The sequence below is a fragment of the Salmonella sp. NW38 genome, from assembly GCF_051807745.1.
GTDB lineage: Bacteria > Pseudomonadota > Gammaproteobacteria > Enterobacterales > Enterobacteriaceae > Salmonella > Salmonella enterica.
Map to the genome: position 1 here is coordinate 588417 of NZ_JAMMTO010000001.1, position 13226 is coordinate 601642.

At 51.9% G+C, this 13226-nt stretch carries 13 protein-coding genes; 5 read left to right on the forward strand and 8 right to left on the reverse strand.

What is annotated here, in order from left to right:
• Positions 1-50: 50 nt before the first annotated feature.
• Positions 51-713, forward strand: coding sequence for a class I SAM-dependent methyltransferase (locus tag NA624_RS03020; RefSeq protein WP_001527769.1), 663 nt, complete (start codon positions 51-53; stop codon positions 711-713).
• A 270-nt stretch (positions 714-983) separates the two neighbouring features.
• On the opposite strand, the gene cybB is transcribed toward NA624_RS03020, so the two are convergent.
• From cybB to hrpA, 3 genes are all read right to left on the reverse strand, one after another.
• A complete protein-coding gene (gene cybB, locus NA624_RS03025; protein ID WP_000527275.1) occupies positions 984-1514 on the reverse strand; it encodes a cytochrome b561 in 531 nt (176 codons plus the stop codon).
• 116 nt (positions 1515-1630) lie between these two features.
• A complete protein-coding gene (locus NA624_RS03030; protein WP_001098508.1) occupies positions 1631-2431 on the reverse strand; it encodes a YdcF family protein in 801 nt (266 codons plus the stop codon).
• A 63-nt stretch (positions 2432-2494) separates the two neighbouring features.
• Complete coding sequence (gene hrpA, locus NA624_RS03035; RefSeq protein WP_001550139.1) at positions 2495-6397, reverse strand: ATP-dependent RNA helicase HrpA; 3903 nt, start codon at positions 6395-6397, stop codon at positions 2495-2497.
• Positions 6398-6597: 200 nt separating this feature from the next.
• Between hrpA and azoR the strand changes: the two genes are divergently transcribed.
• Positions 6598-7203 carry an FMN-dependent NADH-azoreductase gene (gene azoR, locus NA624_RS03040; protein WP_000048929.1) on the forward strand — a complete coding sequence of 202 codons (606 nt, stop codon included), beginning with the start codon at positions 6598-6600 and terminating at the stop codon, positions 7201-7203.
• Here the strand turns inward: azoR and NA624_RS03045 are convergent.
• The 4 genes from NA624_RS03045 to NA624_RS03060 form a co-directional block, all read right to left on the reverse strand.
• On the reverse strand, positions 7200-7649 hold the full coding sequence (locus NA624_RS03045) for a GFA family protein (RefSeq protein ID WP_001518898.1): 450 nt from the start codon (positions 7647-7649) through the stop codon (positions 7200-7202). The genes azoR and NA624_RS03045 overlap by 4 nt on opposite strands.
• A gap of 143 nt (positions 7650-7792) precedes the next feature.
• Positions 7793-8116: a YdbL family protein gene (locus NA624_RS03050; protein WP_000760414.1), complete on the reverse strand. Its 324-nt coding sequence runs from the start codon at positions 8114-8116 to the stop codon at positions 7793-7795.
• Positions 8117-8123: 7 nt separating this feature from the next.
• Positions 8124-8315, reverse strand: coding sequence for a YnbE family lipoprotein (locus tag NA624_RS03055; protein ID WP_000784063.1), 192 nt, complete (start codon positions 8313-8315; stop codon positions 8124-8126).
• Complete coding sequence (locus NA624_RS03060) at positions 8315-10951, reverse strand: YdbH family protein (protein ID WP_000677022.1); 2637 nt, start codon at positions 10949-10951, stop codon at positions 8315-8317. The genes NA624_RS03055 and NA624_RS03060 overlap by 1 nt, the downstream gene beginning before the upstream one ends.
• Positions 10952-11190: 239 nt before the next feature.
• On the opposite strand from NA624_RS03060, the gene ldhA reads away from it, so the two are divergent.
• Positions 11191-12180 (forward strand): D-lactate dehydrogenase, encoded by a 990-nt coding sequence (gene ldhA, locus NA624_RS03065; protein ID WP_000762206.1) that lies wholly within the window; start codon positions 11191-11193, stop codon positions 12178-12180.
• Between the two features lie 110 nt (positions 12181-12290).
• Positions 12291-12701: a heat shock protein HslJ gene (hslJ, locus tag NA624_RS03070; RefSeq protein WP_000725242.1), complete on the forward strand. Its 411-nt coding sequence runs from the start codon at positions 12291-12293 to the stop codon at positions 12699-12701.
• Between the two features lie 43 nt (positions 12702-12744).
• On the opposite strand, the gene NA624_RS03075 is transcribed toward hslJ, so the two are convergent.
• The gene (locus NA624_RS03075; protein WP_001200680.1) at positions 12745-13011 is read right to left on the reverse strand and encodes a putative hemolysin; all 267 of its coding nucleotides are present in this window, start codon (positions 13009-13011) and stop codon (positions 12745-12747) included.
• Here NA624_RS03075 and NA624_RS03080 point away from each other — a divergent pair.
• Positions 12915-13226 (forward strand): hypothetical protein, encoded by a 312-nt coding sequence (locus NA624_RS03080; RefSeq protein WP_031601775.1) that lies wholly within the window; start codon positions 12915-12917, stop codon positions 13224-13226. The two genes, NA624_RS03075 and NA624_RS03080, sit on opposite strands and share 97 nt — an antisense overlap.

Genomic DNA, 13226 nt, shown 5'->3' on the forward strand with positions numbered 1-13226 from the left:
GATTGCTTCGTTGTTTTAATTCCAGCGCGAAATTATTTAGTGAGAGAACAATGAAGCATACACAACAATCAGGCGCAAAAGTCTATAACCCATTCACGCTTAGCTTATATGACTGGTGGGTACTCAATATCTCAAACAAATATGCCTGGAAGTGTCCTACTGATACGCGACTACTTCCTTTCTTCCTGCATCACATGGGCGAGACTCACCTGGATATTGGCGTAGGTACAGGTTATTACCTGAAACATGCACCTGCGACTCATGCCATTTCGCTGATGGATTTAAATCCGGATAGCCTGAAAATAGCCGCCAGCCGAGTGGGTAATACGAAAATCCGCGCCACACTACAACACGATGTTTTCGACACGTTCCCGGCGGACTGGCACGGGCGCTTCGATTCCGTTTCGATGTACTATCTTCTGCACTGCTTACCTGGTGAGATGACAACAAAAGCGAAGGCAATTAAAAATGCCAGTATGGCGCTTAAACCCGGCGGCACACTTTTTGGTGCCACGATTCTGGGCAAAGAGGTTCCTCACAATGCTTTTGGCAAGAAATTAATGGCTGTTTATAACAAGAAAGGAATATTCAGTAATACCAATGATTCAGCCGATACGTTACGCAGCGTGTTGGACGAACATTTCGCTAAGGTGACTTTGGAGCAACATGGCGCCGTTGCGCTATTTTCCGCCACTATGCCACGTTCATTGTAAGTGTAGTCACTTCCGGGCGGTCGGCAGCGCGATCATGTGGGTTTAACCCGTTGATTAAACATTGGATTACGGAATAGTAATTGTTTATTTTATTTGTCATACAAATAAGTATAATACCCGCTTCCGATGTAGACCCGTCCTCCTTCGCCTGCGTCACGGGTCCTGGTTAGACGCAGGCGTTTTCTGTATGGAATACGCCATCCCCTCTGATAGATGCCTTGTTTGCCTGAAGCAGTTAACCCCACCTGCGACAAACGTCATACAGGACGGTCAGTCACGCTTACGCGGCATCATCCGTAACAGCGTATTGTCTTTCCAGAAATAGTGATGCATCAAAGCAGCGATGGCATGAAGTCCAATAACAAAATAGCCCAGATTCGCCAGCGTGACGTGCCAGGATTTCAGCATATCTACGCGTTCAAAGTTAGCTTCGGCGGCATGGGGCATAGTAATGCCAAATGCGACCCAAGGATTGCCGCGGTTATACATCATGACCAGACCAATAACAGGCAGCACGATAAATAACAGGTAAATCACCAGATGTCCTAAATGCGCCATTCCGGTCATCATCGGTTTTGGACGAGGAACAATGGGCGGCGTGGGATATTTCAGCCGAATAAACAAGCGTGCCACCATTAAAAGCAAAATAGTGATACCACATGAAACATGCGTCATATTAAACCAGGGCCGATAACTACGCGGCGCAAAACCGCGTAGCTCCATCGCGGCGTAAGCCACAATAACCAGAAAAAAGACTAACCAGTGAATACCAATTTGCAGGCCGGAATACTTATTGCCCATAGCGCGTCCTGAATGAAAACCGTAAAGCGACAACATAACCAGCTTTTATAAATAATTCATCAAATTTATGAGATGGTGGTCGCACTTGCCCGTTCACCCTCGCAAACGGGCGATTTTTAGCGTAAAGCTCTCTGTTCTAACGCACTGCGCAGCGTAGTATCTGCCTGCAATACCTGCCATGCGTTTTCAATATCACGTGGGATATCAACGTGAATGATAAAATCTTTACCACGCGGTCCATACCCTGTTTCATCGTCACGCAAACGTGGCAGCTCGCCGGCAATCAGAGACAGATAACGCTCCACCGTCCAGATGCCCTCTTCAACATTGGCAAAACGTGTACCGCCATTAAGGTGGCTCAGTACCGGAACAAAACCAGGAAAACTCAGCCAGCGCGGCGCATCGGTGTCGTCGTTTGTCACGCGCCGGAATGCCGCGATAGTGCGCCGCTGCATGGTGGGGTCTTGCACAACGATAGCCGTGTTAATGTTTTCTTTCGCCTGACGGATCAGTGCGCAGGAGAAACGGGCATTTTCGCCGCAATTAGTTGACCGATCTTCCAGCCAAATTTTCTCAGCCGGAATATGCCAGAACTGGTTCGCGATATCCGCGAGGATCGCGGCTTCAGCGCGTCCGGTTGTGCGAATAGTGTGGTAGCGCGGATGCCGGGCAATCACGGCGTACAAAAACGGCGTCGAATGGCCTATACCGCCGCTAATCAGTAAAGGAACACCTTGCGCTTTGGCGATGCGACAGGCCGCGTCGATAGTGGGGATCACCGCATTGCCCGCCAGGACGACGCAATCCGACGAATAAGGTTGTTCGCCGGAAAAATCATTTTGCGCCAGCCACTGTCCGACGGTATTCACCGCCAGCAATGTTTCCGCAGAGAGCGCCGGAAATGGCGTTGTATTCATAATTCCTCCTTTTTGTTCCGAACCTGTACCGGATCTCTTTGAAAGACGTCGTCGCCTGGCTTTTTAGGCCGTAATCTGATCCATGGCCTGTAAAATACGCTTATCGGAAATAGGATAAGGCGTACCGAGCTGTTGCGCGAAATAACTGACACGCAGTTCTTCAATCATCCAACGGATCTCTTTAACATCATCATCTTCGCGACGCGCTGGAGGCAATTTATTTATCCATTGTTGCCACGCCTGCTGGACGCTTTCGACTTTCAGCATTTGCGCCCGATCGCGGTGCGGATCGACAGCCAGTTTCTCCAGCCGCTTTTCAATTGCCTGCAGATAACGCAGCGTATCGCCGAGACGTTTAAAGCCGTTGCCAGTCACAAAACCACGGTATACCAGACCGCTCATCTGCGCCTTGATATCGGAAAGCCCCAACGCCATGCTCATATCCACCCGCCCTTTCAGACGCTTATTGATATTGAATACGGTCGTCAGGATCCGCTCAACCTGCTTCGCGATATCCACCACAGTATCATTCAGCTCGGCGCGTACCTTTTCGTGCAGCGCGGTGAAACCTGCTTCGCTCCACACCGGTCCGCCGTTGGCATCTATCAGTTTATCTACCCCGCAGGCAATACAGTCATCAATCAACTCCAGTACTTTGCCGTACGGGTTAAAGTACAGCCCCAGCTTGGCTTTATTCGGCAATTTCTCATGCAGATACTTAATCGGTGAAGGAATGTTGAGCAACAGCAGACGGCGTAAACCGCACCACATCGCCTGTTGTTGTTCCAGCGGATTATCAAACAATTTGATAGCGACGCTGTCACGCTCATCCACTAACGCCGGCCACGCCTTCACTTTATAATTACCGCGTTTCTGTTCGTAGCTTTCCGGCAGCTCGCCGAAACTCCAGATATGCAGCCCGCTCTGCTCGATGCCGTCATCCGCCACCGCCGAGAGCGTCTCCTGCACTTTGCCTTTCAGCGCATTTTTAAGCTCGGCGAGCGAACGCCCTTCCTGCAGTTTCTTGTTTTTGTCATTCACCACGCGAAACGTGATTTTCAGATGCTCGGGCACCTGATCCCAATGCCAGTCTTCCCGGTCGACCGTGACGCCGGTCATCCGGCGCAGTTCACGCTCCAGAGCGTCCAGCAGCGGCAGCTCCAGCGGCGTTACGCGACCTAAAAACGCTTCAGCATAGTTTGGCGCCGGAACAAAGTTGCGACGTACCGGTTTTGGCAACGATTTAATCAGCGCAATAACTAATTCACGGCGCAGCCCTGGGATCTGCCATTCAAAACCGCTCTCGTCAACCTGGTTAAGTAGCGGCAACGGAATATGGACGGTCACGCCGTCAGCATCCGCGCCCGGTTCAAACTGATAGCTCAAACGCAGCTTGAGATTGCCCTGGTGCCAGAAGTTCGGGTAATCCAGTTTGCTGATTTTTTCCGCGCCTTCTTTAATCAGCATACTTTTTTCAAAGTTGAGCAGATCCGGCGTCTCGCGGCTGATTTTTTTCCACCAACTATCAAAGTGGCGGGCGGAAATAACGTCATGGCTAATACGCTGGTCATAAAACTCAAACAGGGTATCGTCATCCACCAGGATATCGCGGCGGCGAGATTTGTGCTCAAGTTCCTCGACTTCCGCACGCAATTTTAGATTCTCACGGAAGAAGGCGTGACGGGTTTGCCAGTCCCCCTCCACCAGCGCATGGCGGATGAACAACTCGCGACACAACGCCGGGTCAATCTGGCTGTAATTCACCTTGCGCGCGGCGACAATCGGCAGACCGTAGACAGTAACCTTTTCCGTCGCCATCACCGCGCCTTGCGCCCGCTCCCAGTGCGGTTCGCTATATGAACGTTTAATCAGGTGCTGGGCTACCGGTTCCACCCATTCTGGCTCAATGCGGGCAGCGATGCGCCCCCACAGGCGGCTGGTCTCCACCAGTTCTGCGACCATTGTCCATTTCGGCGGTTTTTTGAATAAACCGGATCCGGGGAAAATAGAGAATCGGGCGTTACGCGCGCCGGTGTACTCTTGTTTATCGGCATCTTTCATCCCGATATGCGACAACAGCCCCGTTAACAACGCAACGTGAATTTCCCGGTACTCTGCGGGTTCACTGTTTACCGGAATCCCCAGTTCTTTGACCACCTGACGCAGTTGGGTATAGATATCCTGCCACTCACGCACGCGTAAATAGTTCAGATAGTCGGTGCGACACAGACGGCGGAATTGATTCGACGACAGGGCCTTTTGTTGCTCGCCGAGGTAATTCCACAGGTTAACAAACGCCAGAAAATCGGACTCCTTATCATGAAAGCGCCGGTGTTTCTCATCGGAAGCCTGCTGCTTATCCACTGGGCGCTCGCGCGGATCCTGAATAGAGAGTGCGGAAGTAATGATCATCGCTTCGCGCACACAGCCATGCTTTTGCGCTTCCAGAACCATACGGGCCAGGCGCGGGTCGACCGGCAACTGGGATAATTGTCGGCCCAGCGGCGTCAGCTTATATGCCGTTTGCTGTTCGTCGGCGGTAATCGCCCCCAGCTCTTCCAACAAACGCACGCCATCCTGAATATTGCGCTTATCCGGCGCTTCGACAAACGGGAAGGCAGCGATGTCACCCAGCCCCAGGGCGGTCATCTGCAAAATAACCGACGCCAGGTTGGTACGTAGAATTTCCGGGTCGGTAAATTCCGGACGTGACAAAAAGTCATCTTCCGAATACAGACGAATGCAGATCCCTTCCGATACGCGTCCGCAACGCCCTTTACGCTGGTTGGCGGAAGCCTGTGAGATCGGTTCAATCGGCAGGCGCTGCACTTTAGTGCGGTAGCTGTAGCGGCTGATGCGCGCAGTGCCAGGATCGATCACATACTTGATACCCGGCACCGTCAGCGAGGTTTCCGCCACGTTAGTCGCCAGCACGATACGGCGTCCGCTGTGCGACTGGAAAACGCGGTTCTGTTCGCTGTTCGACAAGCGTGCATACAGCGGCAACACTTCGGTATGCCGTAAGTTCAGCTTGTTCAGGGCGTCGGCGGTATCGCGGATTTCCCGCTCTCCGCTCATAAAAATCAGGATATCGCCGGGACTTTCACGCCCCAGTTCATCAACAGCGTCAAAAATTGCCTGTAGCTGATCGCGTTCAGTGTCGTCAGCCTCTTCCACGATGGGGCGATAACGAACTTCTACGGGATACGTTCGGCCAGAGACTTCGATAATCGGCGCGTTATTAAAGTGGCGCGAGAAGCGTTCCGGGTCGATGGTCGCAGAGGTAATAATCACTTTCAGATCGGGGCGACGCGGCAGAAGCTCTTTCAGATAGCCGAGCAAGAAGTCAATATTCAGACTGCGTTCATGCGCTTCATCAATAATGATGGTGTCATACTGCATCAATAGCCTGTCCTGCTGGATTTCCGCCAGCAGGATACCGTCCGTCATCAGTTTGACCATGGTGTTGCTACTGACATGATCGCTGAAACGAACTTTATAGCCGATGCAGCCGCCAGGCTCCGTTTGCAACTCTTCGGCAATGCGGTTAGCGACGGTGCGCGCCGCCAGGCGACGCGGCTGAGTATGACCAATAAGTCCTTTAATTCCGCGTCCCAGTTCCATACAAATTTTCGGCAACTGGGTGGTTTTACCGGAACCGGTTTCCCCTGCCACGATCACCACCTGATGATCGCGGATCGCTTCCAGAATGTCCTGTTTCTTCTGGCTAACAGGCAAATTTTGCGGATAAGTGATTGAGGGGCGCGCCGCTTCGCGGAGGGCGACCTGCGCCGCAGCCTGTTCAATTTCTTTCGCCATCGTCTGGAAAATGGCCTGTTGCGCATCAGGATTTTTTACTTTCTTTACGCCATGCAGGCGGCGCGCAAAGCGCTGTTTGTCGCGCAGCATCAGTGCATCCAGCCGCTGCTGTAACACCTGAAGCGTCAACGTAGATTGTTCAGTCATAAAGCTCTTGGGCAGCATTCTGCCTGTTTAAAATCGTTTTAAATGATAGGTATAGAGTACCACATTGGGGCTTTTTTTGTATTGTTCAATAATTTCGAACAAAGGGTTCGATATATTGCGCTATCCCTGCGACATATTTGTGAATAAAGTGTCAACAAGCAACGGGGCCCGCCCCTTCAAACACATAAAAGGAAACACCCATGAGCAAGGTATTAGTTCTTAAATCCAGTATTCTGGCAGGGTACTCTCAGTCTGGTCAGTTGACTGACTATTTTATTGAACAATGGCGCGAAAAACACGTCGCAGATGAAATTACTGTCCGCGATCTGGCGGCCAACCCTGTTCCGGTGCTGGATGGCGAGCTGGTGGGCGCGATGCGTCCGGGCGATGCGCCTTTAACGCCACGTCAGCAGGACGCTCTGGCGCTGTCTGATGAACTCATTGCTGAACTGAAAGCCCACGACGTCATCGTTATTGCGGCGCCGATGTACAATTTCAATATCTCGACGCAGCTGAAAAACTACTTTGATCTGATTGCCCGCGCCGGTATCACTTTCCGCTATACCGAAAAAGGCCCGGAAGGTCTGGTAACCGGTAAACGCGCGGTGGTTCTCTCCAGCCGCGGCGGTATCCATAAAGACACCCCGACGGATTTGATTGCGCCTTACCTGAAAGTGTTCCTTGGTTTTATCGGTATTACCGACGTGAATTTTGTCTTTGCCGAAGGCATCGCCTACGGGCCGGAAGTGGCGGCTAAAGCCCAGGCCGACGCAAAAGCCGCGATTGACAGCGTCGTGGCCGCTTAAATATTTTTGCCTCCCGTTTCGACGGGAGGTGACTTCTTAGGTTCGTAGCGCAAATATCCTACCACGCCGCTACTGCCGCCATCGCTGGGATGCGTTACCCCATCATTGACTTCAACGCAGGCGAAATCAAAAGGCGACACATTTTCGATGCACGCCACATTGACCCCATATTGATCGGGATTGGATCGACGTTGATGAAAAGTATATATCCCGCATACCGAACAGAAAAAATGCACCGCCTTGCCCGTATTGAAGCGATATTCGGTAAGCTTATCCTGCCCTTTTAGCACTTTAATACCCGATAGCGGCGCAGACACTGCCACCGCTCCGCGCATCCGGCAAAACGAACAGTTGCAGCGCCTGGCGGTATGAAAGCCATCGCTAAGTTGAACGGTAAACACGACGCTGCCACAATGGCAGGCAGCAGATAATTTTTCAGACGTCATACCTGGTTACTCTCGCGAATAGTGATACCAGTCAACAGTATAGAAATGGCGTTTCCGGTTCGCCTAATATAAATACGACCTTCATATTCAGAAATTACCAATATAAAAATGCATTTTGCGGTAAAAAAATTGTCGAAAAGCGGTTATTTACGCATCCATTTGCCATTAATTCCCTGGACATATTCTCCCGGCCTGGCGCGCTCAACCAGTTTTTGCCCTGCCATCTTCGCCACCTCATCCACGGGAAGATGATTGCTATCCGCTAACTGCTGATAACTGGCGCGACGGGCATGATTAATATCAAGCACCAGTTTCTGGGTTTCGGCATCATTCTTTAAGGCCACCAGATAGCCATTCAGCGTTTCCCCAACCCGGCCCTGCGTGCGCGCTTCGTCCAGGGTTAAGGCCCACACAGAAGGTGTGAGCAAGCTCAGCGTCAGCACCCATAGCATTAAATACTTTTTCATTATGGCCTCAGAATAGATCGCTGCGTGATTTCAGGAGTTCTTCAACATCTTTATCGACTTTGATATGTATTTCATGCTCGATCTTTACATTCATGTTGATGGTAATCGGCTGTTCCGGCGCGGCGACTTCAATACGTGGCGTGCAGCCCACCACGATAAATGACGCAAGCGCTGACAGCATGGCAATACTCATTTTCATTATTTATCCTCACAGTCCTTGTCTTTCCGGCAAGGAGGTTGCGGCAACGCTGTATTTTGTTCAAGCCATGCCTGTAAATTGTCGCCAAAACGCAAACTGCGCCACAGCGTAAACACATTTTCTTCATGGGTATAGTTCAAGTTAACGATCGCGGTTTTACCATCTACCCGGCTTTTGCCGGTAATGGCCGCCTGCATCGTTAGTACGCCCAGGTTATCAACGTTAATTTTCGTCCACGAATGCGTAATCTCCATATAACGTAACCAGTTGATCGCCGAGCCTGCCGTGACATTATCCTTCACCACCGCATCCGCAGTATCTTTATCGATGCGCAACGTCATTGGCCCGGGATTCGTAAGCCAGCCATCTTTGATTATCCATTTTTCATTGTTCAGCCACAGCGGCAGCGCGCCGCTAACCGGACCAGACATGGCGAATTGCTTTGGATTTATGGCGCTAATCAATTCGCTGGATGAAATATTTTGCACCCGCAAAAGCGCCGGGTCGTGCTGCGGCATTCGCAACTGTTTCATAATGATTTGACCGCCCAGCACGTCTACGCTGACATCGCTTAGCAGTAATGGATTCGACTCGCTCCAGGGATAACCGCCCTGTAAATCAGCGGTGATATTTTTCGCCGTGACCTGGTTGACTATCCCGGCAATACGCAGCGAGACGGGCCCGCGCGTCCCCAATTGCCACGCGCCGTTGTGGAAGCGAAATGGCAGAATGAAATCGACGCCGTTGATTTTGTTATCCGGCATCCAGGCGCTACCGCCTTTTAACACGCCGTGTCCACCTGCTTCAAACCCCTGCCCCTGTGCGGCGGAAAAAGCCACCTGCGCATACAGTGAGCCTTCGCGCAGCGTCATTTTCCAGTCTGGTGGAAGCAACGGCTGGAAAACGATAAGCGACTGCTTCGGCCACCAGGCCTGTCCGCGAAGGCGTTCGCCATCCCAGCGCCCATTCAGCCGTACCGGCCCTATCGCCCCCGCCCGAAGGTCGCCTTTAAACTGGAACAGGGTTGGCTCGCGCCCTTCAACGCTAAAATTAATGGTAGAAGGCGGCAGCACGCTCCCGCTGGTAAATACGGTTTTTCCCGCCTCCAGAGACAGCGCGCCCTGTAGCGACGGCGTTGTGGCGTCGCGAACCCAGACAATAGGTTTATTCAGCGCCAGTCTTGGCGATGTGACGGTCATTGCGCCATAGTGCAACTGATCAAAGCCGGTGGACAAACTGGTCAACCTGATGGTGTTATCATGCCATTCGCCCTGTCCGGCAATATCCCAGCGGGCGCGCATTGGTGTAAAGCTTCCTTGCCCCCAATAGCGCCAACGCCAGCGACCAGCATCAGGGAGAAAATCATTCGCCAGGCCATCAAGATGAAGAACGAAATCGCCCATCTCATTTTCGTGCGCCCGTAAAATAGCCTGTAATCGACCATCAACGCCGCGCGGCGTCACCTTAACGCCCGCCAGCGGCCAACGAATTTCATCAATATCTAACGCATCAATCACCCGTCCGCGCGAGCGTAGCAATGCGCCAGGTGCAAAGGTGAGCTGCGGATCGGCCAGACTGCCGCGGAACATAGCGGGCAATACGGCATAAAAGATTAAATCCTTCTGTTTAGCCTCGCCGGTAAGCTGTAGAGGCATCTCACTGCTGTCCATGCTGAGTTTTCCCGGGCCGATAGTCAGTACAGCGTTCGCTTTACCGGCATCGCCCTGGGTCAGAATATTCAGGCGTCCGCTGACTCGTGCATTATCCGGCCCGGCTTGCCAGTTATCGATATTAAAAGCCAGACGTCCGCTCAAGGGGAATCCCTGATATGGCCAGTTCCAGCGGCCATCGCTGATGGTAAGCCGCTGACGCGTTACCGCCCAGGGGAGATCGAGAATCGGGTCAGGATTACCTCGCGCCATCACGATGAGCTGTCCGGCGTTATCACGCCACTCCAGTTCCGCATCCACCAGCGACGGCTCCTGCGGCAGACGCAAGGTCGCTGCCGCATGACCGCTGACCGGCAGGCCATCCGGTACCAGCGGCAACATAAACTCCCCCGCCAGGCTAACGGGAGGCTGGTTGGCCAGCGCGGCGATCTCCAGTTGGCTCACCGTCAATGCCTGACCGCGTAACTGCCCTTGAAATTTTACTTTTTCGCCCTGATAACGTATCTGCTGAATGAGCGGCGTCATGGAGATCGCCAGCTTGCCCTGCCATTCCGGCCAGGGCGCGAGAATGACATTATCAATGTTAATCCAGGTATTGGGCAGCATTGACTGCCACTGCGCCAGCGTACGCGGCGCGGCGGGAGAAGCTTCCGAAGCGGGCAGTTTCGCCAGGCACGCGGCATCCAGTTTAAGGCTTTTAATATTCAGCAACCAACGGCTGGGATGCGTCAGTTCCGCCTGGGTAATATGCGCTAACGAACAATCATTGACCAGATAGCGAAGATCGGGAATCACTAACCCATGACGTGTCAAGCGTGGACTTTGTTCCAGAGCGATACGGGTACCGACGGGTAGCCAAATTCCCGCCAGAGTGGGAACCCACAGCCCGAGGGTCATCAGTAGCGTCAGAGGGACAAGAATCAGCAGTAACAGTAGCGCAAGGGCGGCTTTATATTTACCCTTCATGGGCCATTAATTTCCTGATTTAACGAAAAATTCAGTCGGCTATCTCTTTATTTTGGCATGATTGCCCGTACATAGCCTAATAGTTCATGTTGCAGGGGCGCCCTCCGGCTATTTGAGGCGTTGTGGAGAATGATAACCTAAAATTATTCATTATATGTATGACTATCAATTATTTTTGATTTTTTGTAAGATAATTTTAAGTATATTTGTGTGATTCTAACATCACTGGAGAAGGTCATATGAAACTCGCCGTCTATAGTACCAAACAGTATGACAAGAAATATCTACAGCAAGTGAACGAAGCGTTCGGTTTTGAACTGGAGTTTTTTGATTTTCTGCTAACCGAGAAAACGGCGAAAACCGCCAATGGATGTGAAGCAGTTTGTATCTTCGTGAATGACGACGGGAGCCGACCGGTACTGGAAGAGCTGAAAAAACACGGCGTGAAATACATCGCGCTGCGTTGCGCCGGATTTAATAATGTCGACCTGGATGCCGCTAAAGAACTCGGTTTGCAGGTGGTGCGCGTACCGGCTTATTCTCCGGAAGCCGTCGCTGAACATGCGATTGGCATGATGATGACATTGAACCGCCGTATTCACCGCGCTTATCAACGCACCCGCGACGCTAACTTTTCCCTTGAGGGGCTGACCGGCTTTACCATGCACGGAAAAACCGCTGGCGTCATTGGTACCGGTAAAATCGGCGTCGCCGCGCTGCGTATCCTGAAAGGCTTCGGAATGCGTTTACTGGCGTTTGATCCCTATCCCAGCACCGCCGCGCTTGACCTCGGCGTCGAGTATGTGGATCTGCAAACGTTGTTTGCCGAATCGGATGTCATTTCCCTGCACTGCCCGCTCACGCCGGAAAACTACCATTTACTGAACCATGCGGCATTCGATCAAATGAAAAATGGCGTTATGGTCATTAATACCAGTCGTGGCGCGCTGATTGATTCCCAGGCGGCTATCGAAGCTCTGAAGAATCAGAAAATCGGCTCGCTGGGGATGGATGTGTATGAAAACGAACGCGACCTGTTCTTTGAAGATAAGTCAAACGATGTTATCCAGGATGATGTTTTCCGCCGTCTGTCGGCCTGCCATAACGTACTGTTTACGGGGCACCAGGCATTCCTGACCGCAGAAGCGCTGATCAGCATCTCTGAAACCACGCTACAAAACTTAAGCCAGCTTGAGAAGGGCGAAGCCTGCCCGAACGCGCTGTTCTAATCCTGTCGCTCCCCTGCGCTCAGGGGAGCATTTTCGGATAACCCCTGAAGATCTATCCGGTCATATTATTACTATAGTCAGTGTTAACTATCAGATTACAGAGAATATCAATGAAGAAAATCGTCACGCTGGTCGCCCTGAGCATCATAATGACGGGGTGTGTGAGCAGTGGAAAAGTGTCCGTCAAACGCGAGCAACTGGAGCACCACCGCTTTGTTCTGGAAAGCGTAAACGGTAAAACGGTCACCGGCCCGGAGCTCAGCTTTGGCGAGGACATGACGGTATCCGGCAAAATGTGCAATCAATTCACCGGCGAAGGAAAACTGTCGGACGGCGAATTAAAAGTGAAAAATTTAGCGATGACCCGAATGATGTGCGCCGATCCGCAGCTTAATGCGCTGGACGGTACCCTCAGCGAGCTCTTCAGCAAAGGCGCACAGGTCGATTTAACCGCGAACCAATTAACGCTGGCGACGGCAGAAACAACGCTAATGTATAAACTGGCGGATTTAGCGCACTAAGCCATTAAGTGAAAAGTTATACGCGTCAGGCGAAACGCCGCGCTTAATAACTCCCGCAGCTTCCGGCGGCAAGCGACTGTTCGCTACAACGTTTGCCGTTGGGTAGCGCGCACATACCAATTACTGAACCATCAAGCTGCCGGGCCGCTGAAAGCGAACCGCCAATCATAGCGCAATTCGCTTCGCCGGCGCTGGACATCGCCGCTTTCATCCCTGGCGAAACATGCGCCGCGGTTGCCTGCTGAACAGGTTCGCTACTGCAAGCCGACAATAATAACGCGGCACATCCCACCCAAAACGCTGCGCGCATTTCTCTCCCCTCTGTTTATTCATCCAAACGACACCGCCCTAAATAATAGGCAGCAGAAACTGACGCGTCGAGAGGCAAAGCGCGCATTTATGCGCTTCATTAACATTTATTGGCAATTTTTTACGTCTTTTCGGCAAGAAATCGCCATTCTCCTCCCGCCAGGGACACAAAAGCGAAAATGGGGCTTGAAGGGCTTTGCTAAAATAAAAGGATAA